The organism is Pseudomonas sp. LBUM1647, assembly GCF_059716175.1.
On the sequence record NZ_CP166809.1, the window covers coordinates 2,968,255 to 2,989,271 of the forward strand.

Consider the following 21,017-nt stretch of genomic DNA (forward strand, 5'->3'; position numbering starts at 1 on the left):
AGTCGCCGATCACTCGGCGGTGAACCCAATACCAACCCGACCAATGCCTTCGATCTCGGCCTGGAAACGATCACCGGCAGCGACCGGCACCATTGGCCCGAGTGCCCCGGTGAGAATGATGTCGCCCGCACGCAGCGGATCGCCCAAGCGAGCCATGGTGCAAGCCAGCCAGACGGCCGCATTGAGTGGATGACCGAGGCATTCGGCGCCACTGCCGCTGGAGACCTCTTCACCATTGCGGGTCATGCGCATGCTGGCCTGGCGCAGGTCGAGCCCATCGATACGTCGAGCCGGGCCACCCAATACGAAGCAACCACTGGAGGCGTTGTCCGCCACGGTATCGACAAAGCGGATGTTCCAGCCCTGGACCCGACTGCCCACGATTTCCAGTGCCGGGACGACCCAGCCGGTGGCCGCCATCACGTCGGCAAAAGTGGTGTCGGCGCGGGGCAGATCGCGTTCGAGGATCAAGGCTATTTCCGCCTCGATCTTCGGTTGCAGTACGCGACCTACGGGCACGCTTTCGTTGTCGCCGTAGCACATGTCGGCGAACAAGGTGCCGAAGTCCGGCTGGTCGACGCCCAGTTGCGCCTGAACCTTGGGGTTGGTCAGGCCGATTTTGCGTCCGACCACACGACGGCCGTTGGCCACGGCGTGAGCGACGTTGATCCGCTGGACGGCGTAAGCGGCTTCGGCGTTGTCTTCGCCAATCTGTTCGCGCAGAGGGGCGATGGCTTCGCCATCGGCCTCGGCATGGCGCAGGTCAGCGGCCAGTCGTTCCAGCGTGTGTTGAGTCAGGGTCATGTCAGCCTCGGTGATCAGTGGGTCAGGAAGTCCAGGACCATGCGGTTGAAGGTCTCGGCGTGTTCCCACTGGGCCCAGTGGCCGCAGCGATTGAACACATGCAGTTGTGCATGGGGCAGGCCAGCCAGCAGGCGCAGGCCGGTGTCCATGGGCACGAAGCGGTCTTCGCGGCCCCAGACAAGCAACGTCTGGGCGCTGATTTCGTGCAGGCGGTGGCTGAAGTCCGGGAATTGCTTGGGATTGAGGGTGCTGCTCTTGACGAAGTTTTCCAGGTGATCGCGGCGCGCGAGGATGTTGTCCAGGCGGGTCTGGAACAGTTCGTCGGTCAAGCTGCTGGCGTCGAAGACGAAGACGTTCATCATCTTCTTCAGGTTCTCGATGGTCGGTTCGCGGTACAGCGCGCCGATCAGCTTGATGCCTTCGGTGGGTTGCGGCACGAAGGCGCTTGGGCCGCCAGTGCCGCCGCCCATCAGTACCAGTTTGCCGATGCGCTCTGGGTTTTCCAGGGCGAAAGCGACGGTGCTATGGGCACCCATCGAGTTACCAACGATGTGCACACTGTTCAGGTCCAACACATCGAGCAGCCCCTTGAGTGCTCGTGCGTTGAGGTCTGAGCGCGAGCCGTCGCAAACAACCGGGTCGCTTTTACTCCAGCCAGGGCAATCCATCAGAATCACTCGGTAACCGGCGGCCACCAACGGTTCGATGTTGCGATGGAAGTTGGCCCAACCGCTGGCGCCGGGTCCGGAACCGTGGAGCATGACCACGGTTTCGGCTCCCTGACCCACGTCGTTGTAATGCAGTCGCAGCTTCAACTCGCCTTCGCTGATGTCGACAAAACGGCTGGTAGAGGCTTCGGTGAAAGCTGGCGCAGTGGCAGTCATGGCAGTGTTCCTCGGATTCAGTGGTTGTTGTTCAGCGGCTGGGCGCCAAGGGCGGCGAAGCCTGCGATCCATTCGGGAATCGGACGGTAGTAGCGCCCTTCGGTCTGATAAGGGCCGAAGGCGAGAAGGGCAGCGAAGGCGGCGACCCAGGTTTTCACTTCGTGAGTGGACTTGCCGGCCAGTGCCGACAGTTCGTCATTGCCCAGGGCATCGAGGTCGCTCAGGCGGCCCTGTTCGAGGGTGTCGAGAAACTGCTGATCCCATGCGGGATTAAGCGGATGCAGGCTGTTTGGGTCTTCAACGAAATCCCGGGCGGCCTGGATGACGCGTTCCTGGCGTGCCTGTCGCTCATCAGCTGGTAATTGGCGACCGCTGCCCATCAGTCGATCGGCCATGCGCGCATCTACCCTGGCCAGTTCCGGCACCGGAGGTTGATGGGACAGCCCCCCGGAAGCCAGGAACAGCACGCGCTTGTTCAGCGACTGCGCCCACTGGCCAATCGCTTCACCGAGCAGGCGGGCACGCTTGAAGCCGGGCAGGGGCACGGCGACAGAATTGATAAACACCGGAATCACCGGGCAGCCTTGTAAACCGCCCAACAACAGCTCCAGCGGTTGGGCGAACGCGTGGTCGACCTGCATGCGATAGGAAACGGCAGCGTCGACACCGGCATCCAGGACAGCCTGGGCGCAGGATTCGGCCAGCGCTTTGGGCACGTCCAAAGGGCCGGCGGCGGTATCGAAATCACCGATGGCGTGAGCGGCCATGCCGATGCAGAAGGCCGGCATCACGTCGTAGAAAAAACCGTTGTAGTGGTCAGGGCCGAAGAGCACGATCAGCTCCGGCTCGAAGCGGGCGATACGCTCACGGGCCTCGGCGATCATGCCATCGACCTCGGCCAGCACGTCGGGCGTCGGATCGACGTAGCCCACCAATGGCGTGTGGGAAAGGCAATGCAGATAGGCGCTCATGTCAGGCCACCTTGCTGGCAGGGATCGCCACTTCGGGTTGCGGCAGCGCCTTGAGCGCCAGGGCCAAATCATCACAGGCCTGGCCGACGGTTTGCGGAATGGCCAGGCCGGCAAGGAAGCGATCCGGACGCACCAGAGCGATAGAGGCCGAGCCGCGGGCGAACCATTCCTTGAGGCGGCCGGTGCTGTCACCGATGCGGATCACACTTTGGCTGACGTCACTGGGGGCTTTGAGCTGGACGTCCGGCAGTACCTGGATAAAACGCGTGCCGAGTGCTTGCCATTGATCGATCTGTGCAGCCGTCAGGCCCCAGGTCGGGTCGCAGCCCCAGGCGATAATCGCGAAGTTCTCGCCGATCACCTCATCCAGCAACACGGTTTTGCCAGCTTCGGTCAGTACCTGGGGCTGAATGAACATCTTGCCCACGGGTGAGCCTTTTTCGCTGGGTACGATCAAGGCGCCCTGGGCGTATTGCGGCATTGGCTTGAAGCGCATTTCCACGAAGTAGCGTTTGACGGGCGGCACATAGTTGAGCAGCCACGACACACCGTCACGCAAAGTGCCTTGCCAGCGTTTGGGCGGTGCCAACACGTGGCCTGCCAGCACCGAAAGGTCGATCATCGCCTTGGCGTGGTCGCGGCGTTCTTGTTCATAGCTGTCGAGCAGGCTGTCGGCGGCCAGGCCTTTGATCACCAGTGATAGTTTCCAGGCCAGGTTGGAAGCGTCGCGCATGCCGCTGTTGTAACCCTGTCCCTGCCATACCGGCATGATGTGTGCGGCATCGCCGGCCAGCAGCACCCGGCCCTCACGGAACCGACCGGCCAGGCGAGCGTTGTGGGTATAGACGCGGCTGCGGATCAATTCGATGCGATCCGGATTTGGCAGCACCTTGGCCAGCAGCTTGCGCATGTTCTCGGGTTTGCTCAGTTCGGCTTCGGTCTCGCCAGGCATGACCATGAATTCGAAACGGCGAACAGCGTGGGGCAGGGCGGCGGAAACGTAAGGGCGCACAGGATCGCAGCACAGGTAAACATGGGGCGTGCTCAGTGGGTCGTTGGCGATGTCGACGACGATCCACTGATTAGGCGCGGTCTTGCCCTCGAAACTGATGTTCAGGTTGCGTCGCACCAGGCTGTTGCCGCCGTCGCAACCGATCAGATAACGGGCCTGAAGACGTTCGCCGCGACCGTTCTGATCCTTGAGGTTCAGCACCACGGCGCTGTCACTTTGTTCGAAGCCTTCGAGCTCACGGCCGAACAGCACCTTGACGTTGTCAAAACGCTGCAGGCCTTCGAACAGTACGCGATCGGCCAAGGGCTGGATGAAGGCGTTGCGGCGCGACCAGCCGAACTCATCGGTCTTGGGCTGTATATCGGCAAAGCAGCGACCCTTGGGGGTCAGGAAACGCATGGCGTGCCAGGGTGTGGTGTGCGGCAGCACATTGTCGGCCAGACCGACGGCCTGGAAAGTACGCAGGCTTTCGTCGTCCAGACCGATGGCGCGAGGGTAGTCGATCAGGCTGTCGAGCTTTTCCACCAAGGTGACGTTCACACCACATTGGCCCAGGTAATTGGCGATCATCAAGCCGACAGGGCCGGCACCAACGATGGCGACGTCGGTGGTCAGGTCCAATGTGGAAGGAGTGGGTGCAGAACTCATGGTCATCTCCGTACAGCGCTTTTGGATTTCTTGTTGGGCGCAGTATGGAAATCACAAGGCTGGTCGACAACGACAACCCTTGTTAGTGTGCACTGAGTGCACATGATTGATTTAAAACAATAAAGGAACCAGCCATGAGCGAGACCGAATACAAAGCCGTGCGTGGCCTGATGCGCGGTCTGGCACTGATCAATGGCTTGAACCGCTTCGACGGCGGCGCCAGCACCGCGCAACTGGCTGAGCAGAGCGGGCTGCATCGCACCACCGTGCGCAGGCTGTTGGAGACCTTGCAGGCTGAAGGTTATGTACGGCGAAGCGAGTCGGATGACAGCTATCGATTGACGTTGAAAGTTCGCGAACTCAGTGAAGGTTTTCGCGATGAGCAATGGATCTCCTCAATCGCCGCCCCCTTGCTCGGCGAGTTGCTGCAGGAAGTCGTCTGGCCCACCGACCTGTGCACGCTGGACGGTGACGCCATGGTGATTCGCGAGACCACCCATCGTTTCAGTCGCCTGTCTTTTCACCGTTCCATGGTCGGTCGGCGTCTGCCCTTGCTGATGACCGCGACCGGGCGCGCGTACTTTGCGTATTGCCGACCCGCAGAGCGAGAAGAGCTGATTGAGTTGATGATCAGTCGGGAAGATGCGCAATCGGCACTGGCTGCCGACCGCCGATTTGTAGACCGGTTGGTGGAGCACACGCTCAGCAAGGGGTATGGCGAAAATAATGCCCATTGGGGCGAGGAACGCAAAATTGCCGCCATTGCGATCCCGGTGATGCACGCGGACAAGGTGATGGGCTGCCTGAATCTGGTCTACATCGCCAAGGCTATGCCCGTTGAGGAAGCCGCTCGCCGCTACTTGCCAGCGATGCGAGGCATAGTGGAAAAGATCCAGGCTCAACTGGGTAGTTTTGAGGTGCGTCACTGGCGATAGCATTTTTCCCTCCTGCCACGCTTGCTGAAGGACAAAATCGTTCTAAAAAGCCCGCCTTGCGCTTTGGAGTTTGTACTACTCTTGAAGTTGTAGGTGAAGACGCAGACTGATGCGCAAGCGGATGGCAAGGAAACGTGGGGCGCGTTCCGAAGGGTACACGGTTAGAAAGATCTCCGCGCTGAGATCCAGCCCTTATGCCGTGTGAAGCAGGACAGCACAAAACTGTTCTGTGGGAGGCCTGATAAACCTTGTAAGCCGGAGACCAGCGCCGGCCACCTACTCGATTTACAAAGCCCGCCTTGTGCGGGCTTTTTCGTGTCCGCGGGATCCGTTTGTATCGGAACGTATCCAGCGCGCCTGCAGCTACCTTCGCATACAAAACCAAGGCATTGGCGACACTTGCGCGATACACGGCGGCCTCCAAATAGAGCCACCGCATCCGCGGCAAGCTCCGCGCGCATTCCCGCGCACTGATTGGAGAAATGCCATGTCCCGTTTCAACCACCGTATTTCCGCTGGCATGCTCGGCGTCGCCGTTGCCGCGGCACTCACCGCCTTCGCGGGCCTCGCTCAAGCTCAAGAGGCGCCTCCAGCAAAAAGCTGGCAGGCGGGTCTTCACCGCACCGATCTGCTGCGCAAGGACCTCGACGTCGCCGGTCGTGAAGTGATCCAGGTTCTCGTTGATTTCGAGCCGGGTGTGGTGTCCCCCAAGCATTCGCATCCCGGGGTGGAAGTGGCCCACGTCATTGAAGGCACGTTTGAATATCAACTCGAGGGTCAGCCTCCTATAACGCTCAAGGCTGGCGATTCCTTGTACATTCCCGCAGGCACTGCGCACGTCGCGAAGAATATCGGCGCGAACAAAGCGTCTGAGCTGGCGACGTACATTGTGAAGAAAGACACGCCGCTGGTAGTGCTGGAAAAGTAAAACGACCTGTCGGCTTACCGGCGATCACGACGCACTGCCAACGCGCGGCTTCCCAACGCGATGGCCAGTGCGACAGCGATCAGCACCAGCGCCACGGCGAAGGTGATCCGCAGACCGCTGGCAACCGCTTCGGGCCGCGCCGTTGCAAGGTCGGCAGCGGCCGACGCGAGCGCGAACACCGCGCCCAAGGCGGATGCCCCCGTGATGAGCCCCAGATTGCGCGACAGGTTGAGCATGCCGGAGATGACGCCTCGCTGGTCCGGCTGAACATCCGCCATGACCGCCGTGTTGTTGGCTGTCTGGAACAGGGCATAGCCGATGGTCATCACAACCATGGGCCCGATGTAGCCGCCGATGCCGAACGTCTCCGGCAATACCGACAGCGTAAGGCACCCGGTCGCCATTGCCACGAGCCCGGCGAGGGTCATGCGTTGGGCGCCAAAGCGGTCGGCAATACGGCCAGCGGGCACACCCGTCAGTGCCGCGACAAACGGCCCGACCGACAAGACCAGTCCAACCAGAACGGCATCGAGCCCCAGCCCATGCGCGAGGTAGAAGGGGCCGACCACGAGTGTCGCCATCATCACTGTCGCGACGAGCAGGCTCATGGCGAGGCTGCCACTGAGCACGGGATCGCGGAACACCGCCAATCGAATCAACGGTGAGGTGACACGAGCCTCGGTGAACACAAAGAGGCCGACGCCGACGCCCGCCGCCAACAGCAAGGCGATGTTGATCGGCCCGAAGCTGCCTCGCTCAAGGGTCATGGCCAGCGCATAAGCGGCGAGCGTCAACGCCAGCAGCAGCGTGCCCAGCGGGTCGAAGCCGGCACGATCGGTCTTGGGCTTCTGGCGATCGGCGGGCAAGTAGCGATGCGCGAGCACTAACGTCAGCAAGCCCAGCGGGACGGTGATGAGGAAGATCGACTGCCAGCCAAACCCGCCAATCAGCAGGCCACCGAGCGACGGCCCCATCGCGGTGCCAATCGCCGACATCGTCCCGAGCAAGCCCATGGCGCTGCCGGTTTTTGCCTTTGTCACCGTCTCGCCGACAAAGGCCATGGTCAGCGCCATCATGATTGCTGCACCGATTCCCTGCAGCGCCCGGGCGCCAATCAGCAGCCAGAGCGTGGGCGCAAAGCCGCACAGGGCCGACGCCAGGGTGAACACGCCTATGCCGGCCAAGAGCAGCCGTCGACGGCCAGTCATATCACCGAGCCGACCGACGCTGACAATCAGGGTGGTGATGGCCAGAAGGTAGGCGAGGACGATCCACTGCACGTGCTGGAAGGAGGCGTTGAACACCTGCGCCAGGGTCGGCAAACCCACATTGGCGATGCTGGTGCCGAGTGAGGACAGCAGCATCGACAGTGAAAGACTTGCCAGCGCCCACCGAACCGACGGTGTCTGTTGCGCACGCTCTGCGACTGCACTGATTGATTTCATGCTGTTCCTCTTTTCTGGCCACTCCCGAAGCGGAGCTATCAGAAAGCTACGCCCCGGCCTAACATGGCGGAAGGCGCACCGTTTGCACTTGATACGTGCGTTCAACGCCATATCACTCTGCCACGGGGCGCCGTATGTCCACTCCCGATTTCAACTTGCTGATCACTCTTGATGTGCTGCTCGCCGAAGGGAGCGTGGCACGCGCCGCCAAACGCTTGCGCCTGAGCCCGTCGGCGATGAGCCGGGCACTGGCGCGATTGCGTGAAACCACCGGCGATCCGCTGTTGGTCAGGGCCGGGCGCGGTCTGGTTGCCACTCCGCGAGCGCTCGAACTGCGCGAGCGGGTCAGTCAACTGGTGCAGGACGCCGAAGCGGTCCTTCGGCCTGCCGAGCAACCTGACCTGAGCCAGCTGAGCCGCACGTTCACGCTGCGCACCAGTGAAGGCTTTGTCGAGAATTTTGGCGCGCAGCTGATTGCCCGCGTCGCCGAGCAAGCCCCTGGCGTACGGCTGCGCTTCATGCACAAACCCGACAAAGACAGCACGTCACTGCGCGACGGGACGGTCGATCTGGAAACAGGTGTGGTGGGGAAGGCCACTGGGCCGGAGTTGCGTACCCAGGGCTTGTTCCGGGACCGTTTGGTTGGCGTCGTGCGAATGGGGCATCCGCTGAGCGAAGGCGAGATGACCCCCGCGCGTTATGCGGCAGGCAACCACATCAGCGTCTCTCGGCGGGGGCTCGACAAGGGACCCATTGATGAAGCCCTTGAGCTCCAGGAACTGGAGCGGCACATAGCAACAATCGTTGCAGGCTTCTCCACTGCGCTGGCGCTCGCCCGGGCCACTGATCTGATCGCCAGCGTTCCCGAACGCCACACCGCCAGCCTGCGCACCGGCATGCACAGCTTTGCACTGCCGTTGTCTCTGCCGGCGTTCACCGTCGCCATGCTCTGGCATCCGCGGCTGGATGCCGATCCTGTGCATCGCTGGTTGCGGGGTTGCCTTCGGGATGTTTGTTCTGAGTAAAAAATTGTCAGATTTGATCTAATGTTCATTATTGAAAATATGATGTTTCACTTGTGTAATTAGTGCTTGATTACTTTGGTTCTATTGGGTGGTTTTTTTGATATAAAAATACATTGAACTTGTTAATAGAAGTGCGCTATGGGTGGTGGTGCGAAACTATTGCGCAAGCCTTGTCGTAAATGGGAATTAAATACTAATACTATTAAATGGCGCAATGCTATCAATGGTGGCAATTAAATAGTAGTGAGCGTAGTTGTAATGTTTTAATGACTTTGTTTATATAAGACATTGAAAAATAAATAATTATATTTTTATGTTGGTCAAGTGTTTTAGCGAGCCGCCGCGCGGTAGGCAAGGAGGGATCCAATTAAGGGTGATGGCGAAATATTGGCAGTCAATATATCAAAAAATAACTTCATAATAATACTGACGTTTTTCTGATGCGGTGCTAGTGTTTCTAACTCCTTTTAACCGTACTTGTCTGTCTGCAGAGGCCATGCGTCATGCCGACTCCAACTCCACGGATTGCGATACTGGGTAATAGAGTTCCAAGCTTGAATCTTCCGGAGCTTGAGCACTTCGCCGATCTGGGCAGCTTGTTGGCTGCACCCGCATTTGATGTGGTGCTGCTGGACCTGCCAGCGGTTTATTCCGGGCGGGTGCTTCGAAAGTTGCGCACCCTTCACCCTTATCGCTACAGCCTCATTTACTGTTGCCGTGATCAGAACGGCTGGTGTGAAGCCTTGGGTGATGGCGCGTGCCCTGTCGAATCCAGCGAAATAAGAACCCTTTGGGGGGTGTGGCAAGAACGCTACCGGTTGTTCAAACGGGGTTCTGCCCCCGAGCGTTTTGAAAGTCGGGTGCTTTCATGGTTGTGGTTGCGCGACAACGCCCACATCTATGCCCTTAGAGACCCGGAGGTGCCTCAGCATTATCGCTATCCGTTGCTGGATGCCCTGGCTGACAACGAGCAGATCAACTCGTTTGTCTGGCTCAGTTTGATGGTGCAACAGGACTGGCTGGAGGAGGGGGTTCTGGTCGATCGCGTTCGCCTGTGTTCGGAGTGTGGCTCGGGGCGGCTCAATTACATTGATGTGTGTGCCGAATGTCAGGCCCTGGACATTTCACGGCAGCCTTCATTGCACTGCTTTACCTGTGGGCATGTAGGGCCACAGGAATCCTTTCTCAAAGACGGGGTGTTGTTGTGCCCCAACTGCTTGAACCGGTTGCGCCATATCGGCAGTGATTACGACCGCCCAATGGAAAACTATCGCTGTCGGTCATGCCAGGCGTTTTTTGTCGATGCCGACGTGCAGGCGCGCTGCCTGGATTGCGGCCTGTCGCACACGCCTGACAAGTTGCGAGTACGCGAGGTCAGAGATTTCCGCCTGGCCGAGGCCGGCCGTTTCCGCTGCCGCCAGGAGTTCAGCGATCAAACGGTCCATCACTTCGGTCGACTCAATCTGTTAGGCGGCAAGGATTTCTATGACCTGCTGACCTGGCAGATGCAGGTCGTACGCCGCTACCAGTCGCCTGCCTTCTCACTGCTCGGTCTGCGCTTCGTCAACCTGGCCGGTACGTTGACTCGCCTGGGTGAACACCACGGCCATGCCTTCATCGATAGCGTGGCTGATCGGTTGAAGGAAACCGTCAGGGAAACAGACCGCTGCTCTCGAAGCACGGAAGAGTACTTCTGGATCATGCTTCCTCATACCGATGGCAAGGGCCTGGAAACCGTCAAGCAACGCTTGAGCCGGGTCGCCGAGTTGTTTTCAGCACCGGAGGTCAGTGACATTTCCCTGCGTGTCGTCAGCATCACGGCGCCCCACGATCTTCTCGAACAAGAAGATGGCGAACTACTACTGGCCCGTCTGGCCAGTGAGTTGGCGTGACCCGCCATGAGCCCTTTAATGGAGCAACTCCTCAACGCACTCAGCGGGCTCATGGGGCCGGATGGATTGAGCCGATTGTTTTTCATGCTGTTCCCCGCGTTTCTGATCTTTGAATTACCCCTGATGATCATGGTGATGCTGGGTGTATTGCGCTGGTTCACACGTCGGCGCACCCGTGTGCCGAAGATCAGTGTCTATCGGCCCAAGGTCTCTTGCATCATTACCTGCTACAGCGAAGGGATGGATGTTCAGACCACGCTGTTAAGCCTGTGCGAGCAGACGTACCCCGGCCACATCGAGATGATTCCGGTGGTGGACGGGGCCACGGTGAACCAACCGACGCTCAGCGCCGTGCGCAGTTTTAACGTGGATCCGCAGTTGTACCCCAGGCGTCATTTGCGCCCGATCGCCAAATGGCAGAGGGGCGGGCGGGTGTCGTCGTTGAACGCCGGCCTGTCGCTTGCCAGCGGTGAAATCGTGATGGCGCTTGATGGTGACACGTCCTTCGACAACAACATGGTCAGCTCCATCGTGCGCCATTTCGAGGACCCGTCGGTGCCTGCGGTCGCCGGTAGCCTGCGAGTGCGCAATGTCTGGGCTTCCTGGGTGACCGCCATGCAGGCGCTGGAATACCTGTTATCCATCCACATGTCGAAAATCGGTCTGGCCGAATGGAACCTGGTCAATAACGTCTCGGGGGCGTTCGGGGCATTCCGCCGCAGCTTTCTGGTGAAAATCGGTGGCTGGAACACGCACACCGCGGAGGATCTGGACCTGACGTTGCGCATCAAAAGTTACTTCAAGCGACACGACTTGAGGATTCCCTTCGAGCCGGAAGCGATTGGACACACCGATGCACCGTCGACGCTCAGTCAGTTTCTGATGCAGCGCTTGCGCTGGGATGGCGACCTGTTTTTTCTGTACATCAGAAAGCATAACCACAACATCAACCCCAGCTTGTTGGGCTGGCCGACCTTTCTGATGATCCTGCTCAGCGGCTTCTTTTTTCAGCTGGTGCTGCCGTTCCTGATCTTCAGCTACACCTTGCTGGCGTTATTTGTTCTGCCGGGCAAGACGCTGTTGTTTCTGTTTGTACTGATCTATGCGCTGTACCTGACGATCACCGCGCTGTTGTTCGGCGCCATGTTGTTGATGGTGTCCGACCGACCTGGAAAGGACATGACCCTGGGGTTGTTGGTGCCTTTCTTTCCGCTGTTCATGCTACTCCTGCGGTGCTGGAGCGCAGTGGCCATGCTCAACGAGATCTTTCGCCGAGGCCACGAAGAAAGCTCGATGGCGCCGTGGTGGGTGCTTAAACGAGCCACGAGGTTTTGATATGCGATCGATACTTCTGCTGCTGACGCTGTCGTTGCCCCCCATGATACTGGCCGCACAACCACTGCTGGCTCAAGCGGTGGGGGCGCCGTCGAGCCAATGGTCCCAGGCCAGTTATGTCTGGGACAGCGAAGCGTTGCTCGATCCCGATCAACGTAAGGCGGAGCTCGAGCAACTGCGTAAAGCCGGGATGGACAAGATCTACCTTGGCCTCAAGTCCGCCCAGTTGAAAGACCTTGCCACGACGCGCCAACGGCTGGAGCAATTGCTGCGGGACGCGGCCGGCAAGGGGGTGCAAGTCAGCCTGTTGCTCGGCGATCCGGCCTGGATCGAGCCGCAGGAACGCCATCAGCTCACCGACTTACTGGCGAAGCTGAAGGGGCTTTCATTCACCAGCCTGCACCTGGACCTGGAACTCGAACAACTGGGCGTGCCGGTCCCGGATCAGCGCTTGAAGGACTTGCTCGATACCTTGCGCGCAGCCTCCGCAGCCAGCCCATGGCCGGTAGAAATCTCCAGCCATCATCGTTGGTTTGCAGAGGCAAAACCCGGAAAAACCTGCCTGCCGTGCGCGCTTCCCGACGCGGGCGTGCGTCAGGTCAGCCTGATGATCTACACCCGCAACCCGAAAAACAGCGCACGAATGGCAGAGCAGATCGCCCAACGCTGGCCCGATCTGCAGTTTCGCCTGGCGCAAAGCACGGAGCCGCAACTGGATGCCACAGAATCCTGGGCCGGCGCGTCGCCTGAGCAGTTGCAGCACCAGACCAGTGTCTGGCGCGAACAGCTGCAACCACGGGGAATTGCCGGCATTGACTGGCAAGCCTGGCGAGACTTTCCAAAACGGTGAGCCGTCATGAAGATTCGATTCGACAGTCGCAAAGAACTGAACCCCACCCAGGAACAGGGTTTGACTGTGCTCTACGCGCCGGGCAAACGCATGGCGTTTCGCGTGCGTTGGTATTTGATCCTGTTCCTGGTCGCGAGTCCCTTGATCTGGCTGGGAGGGAAGCTGGCTTACGGCATGTTGATGATCGACGCACCGGCGCAATTGCGCCTGCCGATTCTTGAGGTGCGCGCGCGGGATGCCGGTCGGGTCGATCAGCTGTTCGTCATGGCCGGGGAGCAGGTCCAGATCGATCAGCCATTGGTCAGTCTCGACAATCCCGAATGGCGTGCGCGGCTCTCGCAGCTCGCCGCGATGCCGACCAAAACGGTGCCCGCCACCAACATCAAACTGGACGCGAGGGAGCGTCAGTTGCTCAGGACCCGAGTGAGCAGGACGGAGGAGCGCGTGCAGGTGCTTGAAGACCTCGTCACATCAGGCGCCGTCTCTCGTGGAGAAGTGCTGGCCGCCCAGTCCGAACTCGACGCTTTTAAAGCAGACCTGTTGGCGTTCGAGCGCCGCGAACAACTGGCTCGTCAGTCGCCGTTGAGCGTTGAGCGCGAGATTATTCAACAGGCCGCCGAGCAACAGTGGTTGAAGACGCGCCTCGCCGCATTGTCGGTCAAGGCTACGCAGAGCGGTCGAATTGCGGAGGTGTTGGTCACGCCCGGCGAAAACGTCGGTGCGGGTACGTTGTTGATGCGCCTTGAGCGGCTGGAAGAGCCTCTGCTGTGGATTTATCTGGAACCGCTGAACATCAGCTACGCCGCGATTGGCCAGCCGCTGCGCGTTCGCATGCCCGATGGCGAGTGGTTGGCGGCCCATGTTGTCCAGGCCGTCGACAGCGCCGGTCGCACGCCGACCGTGTTGCGTGGGCCGTTCGCTGCCAGCGAGATGGGTTTGCAGGTCGCCGCCCGGTTTGATCGCCCCCTGTCGCCGCGCTGGAGAATCGATCAATTGCCTTTGAATGTTCGCTTTCCGACCGACTGGCAACAAATGCTCAGTGACAGCCGTGAACTCATCGAGCAATTAGGCGACTTCATTGCAATGGATCGAACACCCACCACTGCACCGGGGAGTAAATAAATCATGACTGCTGATCGAATTCTTGTGACGGGCGGTGCCGGTTTTATCGGTTCGCACCTGGTCGAAGCACTGCTTGAAAGCGGTTTTAGCGTTCGGGTTCTGGACGATCTTTCCAGTGGGAAATTGTCGAACTTGCCGATTGATCGCTGCCATTTGACCCTGGTGGTGGGGGATGTCGCCGACGCGCCGACGGTGGAGCGGGCGATGAAAGATTGCAGCGCGGTGGTGCATCTGGCGGCAGTGGCCTCGGTGCAGGCGTCGGTCGATGATCCGGTCGCGACTCACCAAAGCAATTTCGTCGGTACGCTGAATATCTGCGAAGCCATGCGCCAGGCAGGCGTAAGACGAGTGGTTTACGCGTCCAGTGCGGCGATCTATGGCAACAATGGCGAGGGCATGGCGATTACCGAGGACACGCCCAAGAATCCGCTGACACCGTATGCCGCCGACAAGCTGGCCAGCGAACACTTCCTTGATTTCTATCGCCGCCAACACGGTCTCGAACCGGTCATTCTGCGGTTTTTCAATATTTACGGACCCCGTCAGGACCCTTCATCGCCTTATTCCGGCGTCATCAGCATTTTCAGCGAGAGGGCGCAAAAAAAACTCCCCATCACGGTTTACGGTGATGGAGAGCAAACAAGGGATTTTGTTTACGTCGATGACCTCGTAAAGGTCCTGGTACAGGCGGTCGGTGAGTCAGAGCCGATTATCGAACCGGTCAATGTCGGGTTTAACCGATCCACCAGCGTTAACGAACTGGTGGCGACGTTAAGCGAACTCCTGGGACGACCCGTGACGTTGAACCACGACGCGCCGCGTTCCGGTGACATCAAACATTCGCGCGCCGACAACAGTCGCCTGCTTGAGCGTTTTTCCTTGACCTCACCGACCTGTTTTGTCGAGGGCCTGGGGCAGCTGCTCAGAAGTATTGATTCCGGGGGGCGGTAGCGGTGAGCTCAGTCGCCAGCAGGTGCTCCTCCAGCACATCGCTCAGGAACCGGAACTGATCATTGAGCCCGATCACTTCATTGTTGAAATGATTGGCGGCGGACGGCATCAGCAGCGCCTCGAAGTTTTTGTCGAACACCAGTTCGAACGTTTTGCGGGAAACGAATGATTGGGAATAGTAGTTATTGCCGAACACCGCAAAGCTCACGGCCAGGGTCACGGAGTGAATCATGACGAGCGCTCCTCGGACAGGACGTACCAGGAAAAAACGCTCAGTGTGACGGCCGTCAGGGCCAGGCAGGTCAGGAGATGGATAATCATGATTCGCCCCTCCGATGCGGGGTTTTGCGTTGGGTTAAGGCCGATCCTACGCTGACGGTTTTTGAGCGGAAGGCATTCGCGGCGATGGTGAATATCGACATAAGTGATGGTGGGATCATCGCGGACTGTTCCGGCCCCAGGGTGGGCAGCCACCTATACTCAGGCATATAGCCCTTGATCTGATTTCAACCCGAGAGAACCGCGATCTTGAACCTGCGTTCGCTGATCGTCGCCGTGTTGGTGGTGCTGGCGGGATGCGCCACGCCCGCGCGTGCGCCAGTGGAAGTGGTGCCGGTGATTGTTTCCCAGAGCACCTGGCAGATGGTGGATCAGGAGATTGTCGCGGCGTCGCAATCGGCCACCGAGCAGACCAAAATCTACGCGCGCGGTGCCATGGACTACTGGCGAACGCGGGTTTACCAACTGACCGAAGAGAACTTCATTCCCTGGTTCAGTAGTTACTGGACCCAGGAATGGCTGTCGATGAAGGTCAGCTGGTACACGCTCAGCGCCAAGGGCGAGCAGGATGCCTCGGCCAAGCACCTGGCGGCCTATCTGCTGGAGCAATACCAACAGCGCGTGCTGGCGCCGGTAGCGGTGGAAATCGATCCCGACGCGATTCTCGGCCTGGCAACGGCGTTCTACGTGGACATTCTTCAGGAAGAACTGCAGAAAATCTCCCAGCGCCACGGTGTGCCGATGGCTCAGCTTAACGGGCGGATCCAGAAAATCCCCGCCATCGCCCTCGGGCCACCGCCTGCCCGCGACGCCTCGCTTTATCAGGTCGTGCACACCCAGCCTCTGAATACGTTGCCGGCCTATGCGGCACTGATCGAGAAAATCCACAAGGCAGGTGGCGACAAGGGCGTTGATTCGACAGACACCGCCATGGCGCCGGTGGCCAAGCGCGCCAGCCAACGGATGGAAGCCGAAATGGTCCCGCGAGGTGCGGCCAGTGCAGTGGCCGCTGCAGCGGGCAAATTGGCTGGGGGCTTGATTTCCGTGGGTGTGGCGGGGATTCGCGCGATTATCCAGGCCAATGATCGGCCTGACAGCGAGGCACTGATTCGCAGCAGTCTGGGTAACACGTTCGACAAGGCCTGGCTGAAGCTGGTGCAAAACCCGACCACCGGTGTGATGGCCGGTACGTTCTACATGGCGGCGCAGATCGAGGGCAATCTGGCGGGGAGCGCCGAAGTACCGTCGGTCAGTTCGGGCAGCGGATCTGTCGATTGGGGGCCGACGGAATCGACTAACCAGCAGAACGCCCCATAACCCAAGGAGAACGACCATGTCCTACGTTGATGGCTTCATCGCAGCGGTACCCACCACCAACCGCGAAAAATTCAAGAAGCACGCCGAAACCGCCGCTGTCATTTTCAAGGAAAGCGGCGCCCTCAGCGTCGCCGAATGCTGGGGCGACGACGTCCCTGACGGCAAAGTGACCTCGTTTCCAATGGCGGTAAAACTCAAGGAAGACGAAACCGTGGTGTTTTCCTGGATCATCTGGCCCGACAAGACCACCCGCGATGCAGGCATGGAAAAACTCATGAACGATCCGCGCATGCAACCGGACGTCAACCCGATGCCGTTCGATGGTCAGCGGTTGATCTTTGGCGGTTTCGAAATGATCGTCAAAGCCTGAGCCAACGGCAGGATCACTCCGACGCCGGGGTGATCCTGCAACTCTTGCGATTACGAATCTCGCTGTCCGTCGGCCGCTCTTTGACGAACTCGAAGCGTGGCTCACCTTCGTTGTAATGAACCAGCCAGCCCCATTCCAGCTCAGCCTCATTCTGACCGGGTTTCGGTGGCACGGCCCACCATGGTTCCTTGCTGATGATCTCGCGCATGGCCCCCTCCAGTTGAATCGTTTGCATGAACTATAACTTGGATGTCAGGAGGTGCCAGATATGAGCGACGAATCCCATGAGCCGTTAAAACGACTGTTTTTTGCCCTGAACTGCGCACCCGAGCAACGTCGGGCCATTGCCCAATGGCGCAGCGCACTTGAGCTCAGGAGCGGACGCCCGGTGCCGGTGGAGAACTTTCATCTGACGTTGATGTTTTTGGGTGCTGTTGGCGTGGCGCAGATTGGCGATATCTGCACGGCCGCTGCCAGTATTCGAACGCCGGGTGTGCCATTGAGGGTTGCGCTTGATCGGCTGGATGTCTGGCGCAGGGCAGGGGTGTTGGTGCTCGCGCCGGAGCAGGCATCACCGGAGTTGCTGCGGCTGGTTTATGCGCTTGAGCAGGCAATGCTGCCGTTCGGGTTTGAGGATTCTCCCAAGGAATTCCGTCCACATCTGACGCTGATGCGTGATTACCGAGTGCCGGTGCCAGAGTCCGCGACGCCGCCCGAGTTCTATCTGCGGGCCGATCACTTCACCCTGTTCGAGTCCCATAAGGGCCGCTACCGAGCGCTGGCCGAATGGCCGCTCGTTCCATCATAAAAAAAGGCGCCCGAGGAGGGCGCCCAAATTCACCTTAACCGAGGAAGCCAGGTGAGGCCGTTCTGCAGAGAGGAGTGCAGCGGTGGTAAGGCGCTGCGTGAACGGAAATCAGAATTTAGGGTGTCTACAACCCCTGTAGGAGCTGTCGAGTGCAACGAGGTTGCGATCTTTTGATCTTGATCCGGAAAAACAAGATCAAAAGATCGCAGCCTCGTTGCACTCGACAGCTCCTACAGAAGAGGATTTTCGTGGTTACTTACCGAGCTTCACCCGCGTCCAGCCCCGGGTCATCACCCGCTGAACGCCGATCGGCATATCGGGAATGGCATACAGCGTCGCCATCACAGCCTGCGACGGATACGACCCCGGATCATCCCGAATCGCTTCATCCACCAACGGCGTGGCCGCCGCGTTGGCGTTGCTGTAGCCGATGTTGTTGGTGATCTCGGCGATGATGTCCGGGCGCATCAGGAAGTTCATGAACAGGTAGGCGTTTTCAACGTTCGCGGCGTCCCGAGGAATCGCGACCATGTCGTAGAAACTGCCCGCGCCTTCCTTGGGAATGCTGTAGTCGACCTTCACCTTATCGCCAGCTTCTTGGGCGCGCGCCTTGGCTTGCAGCACGTCGCCGGAGTAACCGACCGCCACGCAGATGTTGCCGTTGGCCAGGTCCGAGATGTATTTCGACGAATGGAAGTACGCCACCGACGGCCGAATCTTCATGAACAGCGCTTCAGCTTCAGCGATCTGCTCCTTGTCCTGAGAATTCACCGGGTAACCCAGATAGTGCAGGGCGGCCGGGAGCATCTCGGTCGGCGAATCAAGGAAACTGATGCCGCACGCTTTCAGCTTCGCGGCGTTTTCCGGTTTGAACAGCAAGTCCCAGGAGTTGGTCGGGGCGTTGCTGCCGAGCACTTCCTTGACCTTGTCCGGGTTGAAGCCGATGCCGATCGAGCCCCACATGTACGGGAAGGCGTGACCGTTATCCGGGTCGCTGGCGGCAGCGTTTTTCAGCAGCACCGGATTGAGGTTTTTCCAGTTCGGCAGCTTCGACTTGTCCAGTTCCTGATAGACGCCCGCCTTGATCTGCTTGGCCAGGAAACTGTTGGACGGCACGACGATGTCGTAGCCGGATTTGCCGGCGAGCAGCCGGGCCTCAAGGGTTTCATTGCTGTCGAACACATCGTAGGTCACGCGGATACCGGTCTCGTCTTCGAACTTTTTGACGGTGTCCGGGGCGATGTAATCCGACCAGTTGTAGACGCGCAGTACCTTGTCATTGGCCTGGGCGCCGGTGGCAATCGCGCCCAATAAGGACAGTGTCAGCAGAGTCCTGCCAAACATTTTCATCGGTACAACTCCAATTCTCTTTTTATTCAAAATCACACAGCAAAAATGCAGTGAACACAAAACCTGTGCAGTAAACACAAAACCTGTGGAGTAAACACAGAACATGTGGAGTAAACCCAAAACCTGTGGCGAGGGGATTTATCCCCGTTCGGCTGCGCAGCAGTCGTAAAACCATTGAATGCGGTGTACCTGATACACCGCGGTTGCAGGTTTTGGGGCCGCTTCGCAGCCCAACGGGGATAAATCCCCTCACCACAGGTTTTGTATTCACTGCACAGGTATTGTGTTTACCCAACTGAACAGCATTGACACTAGGCCGTCGCTTCTACCATTTGCTTTTTAGGTTGCTGCCAGGATTCGCTGGCGGTCTGGTCCATGGCTTCCTGGATCGCACGTTTGCGGGTCGCTTCGGCGCGGCGGCTGAAGTACCAGACCATGAAGGTCACGATCGATACGGCGAGCAGAATCAGGCTGGCCACGGCATTGATCTCAGGCTTCACGCCCAGACGCACCGCCGAGAACACTTCCATCGGCAGGGTCGTGGAACCCGGGCCGGACACGAAACTCGCCAGTACCAGGTCATCCAGCGACAGGGCAAATGACATCATGCCGCCGGCCGCCAGTGACGGCGCGATCATCGGAATGGTGATCAGGAAAAACACCTTGAACGGCTTCGCCCCGAGGTCCATGGCGGCTTCTTCGATGGACAGGTCCAGCTCCCGCAAACGCGCCGAGACCACCACCGCCACATACGCCGCACAGAACGTGGTGTGGGCGATCCAGATGGTGACGATGCCACGTTCCTGCGGCCAGCCAATCAACTGCGCCATCGCCACGAACAGCAGCAACAGCGACAGACCGGTGATCACTTCCGGCATCACCAGCGGCGCCGTCACCAAACCACCGAACAACGTGCGGCCCTTGAAGCGCGTGACGCGAGTCAGCACGAATGCGGCCAACGTCCCCAACGCTACGGCAGCAATCGCGGTGTAGCAGGCGATTTCCAGCGAGCGCACCACCGAACCCATCAGTTGCGAGTTATCGAGCAGGCCGGCGTACCACTTGAACGACCAGCCGCCCCATACGGTCACCAGTTTCGAGGCGTTGAACGAGTAGATCACCAGAATCAACATCGGCAGGTAGATAAACGACAGGCCGAAAATCAGCATGAACTTTGAAAATCCGAAGCGTTTCATCCCCGTGCCTCCATCTCTTTGGCCTGGCTGCGGTTGAACAGCAGAATCGGCACAATCAGGATCAACAGCATCACCACTGCCAGGGCAGACGCCACCGGCCAGTCGCGGTTATTGAAGAACTCTTGCCACAGCACGCGACCGATCATCAGGGTCTCCGGGCCGCCCAACAGCTCCGGAATCACGAACTCACCAACCACCGGAATGAACACCAGCATGCAACCGGCAATGATTCCGTTCTTGGCCAGCGGCACGGTAATTTTCCAGAAGTTGTTGAAGTTGCTCGAACCCAGGTCCGAACCCGCTTCCAGCAGGCTTTGATCGTGTTTGACCAGGTTGGCGTACAGCGGCAGCACCATGAATGGCAGATACGCATACACCACGCCGATATACACAGCGGTGTTGGTGTTGAGGATCTCGATCGGGTGCGATGTCAGCCCGGTCCACATCAGGAAGCCGTTGAGCAAACCGTTGTTGCTGAGGATGCCCATCCACGCGTAGACGCGGATCAGGATCGCCGTCCAGGTCGGCATCATGATCAGCAGCAGCAAGACGTTTTGCGATTCCTTGCTGGCCTTGGTGATCGCGTAGGCCATCGGGAAACCGATCGCCAGGCACATCAGCGTGCTTAAAAACGCGACCTTCAACGAGCCGAAGTAGGCCGAGATATACAACTCATCTTCGGTCAGCAGCGAGTAGTTGCCGATGTTCAGCAACAGCTGAAATTTCTGCTCGGCGAAGGTGTAGATCTCTGAGTAAGGAGGAATGGCCAGCGCCGCTTCCGAGAAGCTGATCTTCATCACCAGGAAGAACGGCAGCATGAAGAACAGGAATAGCCACAGGAAAGGAATCCCGATGACGAGCTTTCGACCACTCGGCATCAGCCGCATAAACTGCT

Annotated in this window: 21 protein-coding genes; 11 read left to right on the plus strand and 10 right to left on the minus strand. The window is 59.2% G+C overall.

The window, feature by feature from the left end; translation table 11 throughout:
• Nucleotides 1–9: 9 nt before the first annotated feature.
• Genes mhpD through ACA059_RS13530 form a run of 4 tightly spaced genes read right to left on the minus strand, consistent with a single transcriptional unit; the run spans nt 10 to nt 4,319 of the window.
• Nucleotides 10–804 carry a 2-keto-4-pentenoate hydratase gene (gene mhpD, locus ACA059_RS13515; protein WP_497634250.1) on the minus strand — a complete coding sequence of 265 codons (795 nt, stop codon included), beginning with the start codon at nt 802–804 and terminating at the stop codon, nt 10–12.
• A 14-nt stretch (nt 805–818) separates the two neighbouring features.
• Nucleotides 819–1,688, minus strand: a complete 870-nt coding sequence (locus ACA059_RS13520) for an alpha/beta fold hydrolase (protein WP_497634251.1) — start codon at nt 1,686–1,688, stop codon at nt 819–821.
• A 17-nt stretch (nt 1,689–1,705) separates the two neighbouring features.
• The gene (gene mhpB, locus ACA059_RS13525) at nt 1,706–2,659 is read right to left on the minus strand and encodes a 3-carboxyethylcatechol 2,3-dioxygenase (RefSeq protein ID WP_497634253.1); all 954 of its coding nucleotides are present in this window, start codon (nt 2,657–2,659) and stop codon (nt 1,706–1,708) included.
• 1 nt (nt 2,660) lies between these two features.
• Nucleotides 2,661–4,319 (minus strand): bifunctional 3-(3-hydroxy-phenyl)propionate/3-hydroxycinnamic acid hydroxylase, encoded by a 1,659-nt coding sequence (locus tag ACA059_RS13530; RefSeq protein ID WP_497634255.1) that lies wholly within the window; start codon nt 4,317–4,319, stop codon nt 2,661–2,663.
• A gap of 134 nt (nt 4,320–4,453) precedes the next feature.
• On the opposite strand from ACA059_RS13530, the gene ACA059_RS13535 reads away from it, so the two are divergent.
• Both ACA059_RS13535 and ACA059_RS13540 read left to right on the plus strand, forming a co-directional pair.
• Nucleotides 4,454–5,254, plus strand: a complete 801-nt coding sequence (locus ACA059_RS13535) for a DNA-binding transcriptional regulator (RefSeq protein ID WP_497634256.1) — start codon at nt 4,454–4,456, stop codon at nt 5,252–5,254.
• A 487-nt stretch (nt 5,255–5,741) separates the two neighbouring features.
• Complete coding sequence (locus ACA059_RS13540) at nt 5,742–6,182, plus strand: cupin domain-containing protein (RefSeq protein WP_497634258.1); 441 nt, start codon at nt 5,742–5,744, stop codon at nt 6,180–6,182.
• A gap of 14 nt (nt 6,183–6,196) precedes the next feature.
• On the opposite strand, the gene ACA059_RS13545 is transcribed toward ACA059_RS13540, so the two are convergent.
• Nucleotides 6,197–7,627, minus strand: coding sequence for an MFS transporter (locus ACA059_RS13545; protein ID WP_497634260.1), 1,431 nt, complete (start codon nt 7,625–7,627; stop codon nt 6,197–6,199).
• Between the two features lie 134 nt (nt 7,628–7,761).
• Between ACA059_RS13545 and ACA059_RS13550 the strand changes: the two genes are divergently transcribed.
• The 6 genes from ACA059_RS13550 to ACA059_RS13575 all read left to right on the plus strand — a co-directional run bounded on the left by ACA059_RS13550 (nt 7,762) and on the right by ACA059_RS13575 (nt 14,802).
• Nucleotides 7,762–8,652 (plus strand): LysR family transcriptional regulator, encoded by an 891-nt coding sequence (locus ACA059_RS13550; RefSeq protein WP_497634262.1) that lies wholly within the window; start codon nt 7,762–7,764, stop codon nt 8,650–8,652.
• 554 nt (nt 8,653–9,206) lie between these two features.
• Nucleotides 9,207–10,544 carry a TackOD1 domain-containing metal-binding protein gene (locus ACA059_RS13555; protein ID WP_497634263.1) on the plus strand — a complete coding sequence of 446 codons (1,338 nt, stop codon included), beginning with the start codon at nt 9,207–9,209 and terminating at the stop codon, nt 10,542–10,544.
• A gap of 18 nt (nt 10,545–10,562) precedes the next feature.
• Nucleotides 10,563–11,879 carry a glycosyltransferase family 2 protein gene (locus tag ACA059_RS13560; protein ID WP_497634264.1) on the plus strand — a complete coding sequence of 439 codons (1,317 nt, stop codon included), beginning with the start codon at nt 10,563–10,565 and terminating at the stop codon, nt 11,877–11,879.
• A gap of 1 nt (nt 11,880) precedes the next feature.
• A complete protein-coding gene (locus ACA059_RS13565; protein ID WP_497634265.1) occupies nt 11,881–12,729 on the plus strand; it encodes a hypothetical protein in 849 nt (282 codons plus the stop codon).
• A 6-nt stretch (nt 12,730–12,735) separates the two neighbouring features.
• The gene (locus ACA059_RS13570) at nt 12,736–13,851 is read left to right on the plus strand and encodes an HlyD family secretion protein (RefSeq protein WP_497634266.1); all 1,116 of its coding nucleotides are present in this window, start codon (nt 12,736–12,738) and stop codon (nt 13,849–13,851) included.
• Nucleotides 13,852–13,854: 3 nt separating this feature from the next.
• Nucleotides 13,855–14,802 (plus strand): NAD-dependent epimerase/dehydratase family protein, encoded by a 948-nt coding sequence (locus ACA059_RS13575; protein WP_497634268.1) that lies wholly within the window; start codon nt 13,855–13,857, stop codon nt 14,800–14,802.
• Here ACA059_RS13575 and ACA059_RS13580 read toward each other — a convergent pair.
• Nucleotides 14,774–15,034, minus strand: coding sequence for a hypothetical protein (locus ACA059_RS13580; protein WP_497634269.1), 261 nt, complete (start codon nt 15,032–15,034; stop codon nt 14,774–14,776). The two genes, ACA059_RS13575 and ACA059_RS13580, sit on opposite strands and share 29 nt — an antisense overlap.
• Nucleotides 15,035–15,330: 296 nt before the next feature.
• Between ACA059_RS13580 and ACA059_RS13585 the strand changes: the two genes are divergently transcribed.
• Together ACA059_RS13585 and ACA059_RS13590 are read left to right on the plus strand one after the other, a co-directional pair.
• Nucleotides 15,331–16,398, plus strand: coding sequence for a hypothetical protein (locus tag ACA059_RS13585; protein ID WP_497634270.1), 1,068 nt, complete (start codon nt 15,331–15,333; stop codon nt 16,396–16,398).
• 16 nt (nt 16,399–16,414) lie between these two features.
• On the plus strand, nt 16,415–16,768 hold the full coding sequence (locus tag ACA059_RS13590; RefSeq protein ID WP_497634271.1) for a DUF1428 domain-containing protein: 354 nt from the start codon (nt 16,415–16,417) through the stop codon (nt 16,766–16,768).
• Nucleotides 16,769–16,781: 13 nt separating this feature from the next.
• On the opposite strand, the gene ACA059_RS13595 is transcribed toward ACA059_RS13590, so the two are convergent.
• Nucleotides 16,782–16,976 (minus strand): hypothetical protein, encoded by a 195-nt coding sequence (locus ACA059_RS13595; protein WP_497634272.1) that lies wholly within the window; start codon nt 16,974–16,976, stop codon nt 16,782–16,784.
• A gap of 60 nt (nt 16,977–17,036) precedes the next feature.
• Here ACA059_RS13595 and thpR point away from each other — a divergent pair, with 60 nt between their 5' ends.
• Nucleotides 17,037–17,576: an RNA 2',3'-cyclic phosphodiesterase gene (gene thpR / locus ACA059_RS13600; RefSeq protein WP_497634274.1), complete on the plus strand. Its 540-nt coding sequence runs from the start codon at nt 17,037–17,039 to the stop codon at nt 17,574–17,576.
• 252 nt (nt 17,577–17,828) lie between these two features.
• On the opposite strand, the gene ACA059_RS13605 is transcribed toward thpR, so the two are convergent.
• From ACA059_RS13605 to ACA059_RS13615, 3 genes are all read right to left on the minus strand, one after another.
• Nucleotides 17,829–18,926 carry a polyamine ABC transporter substrate-binding protein gene (locus ACA059_RS13605; protein ID WP_497634275.1) on the minus strand — a complete coding sequence of 366 codons (1,098 nt, stop codon included), beginning with the start codon at nt 18,924–18,926 and terminating at the stop codon, nt 17,829–17,831.
• Between the two features lie 311 nt (nt 18,927–19,237).
• Nucleotides 19,238–20,122: an ABC transporter permease subunit gene (locus ACA059_RS13610; protein ID WP_347804263.1), complete on the minus strand. Its 885-nt coding sequence runs from the start codon at nt 20,120–20,122 to the stop codon at nt 19,238–19,240.
• On the minus strand, nt 20,119–21,000 hold the full coding sequence (locus ACA059_RS13615) for an ABC transporter permease subunit (protein ID WP_497634675.1): 882 nt from the start codon (nt 20,998–21,000) through the stop codon (nt 20,119–20,121). The genes ACA059_RS13610 and ACA059_RS13615 overlap by 4 nt, the downstream gene beginning before the upstream one ends.
• Nucleotides 21,001–21,017 lie beyond the last annotated feature (17 nt).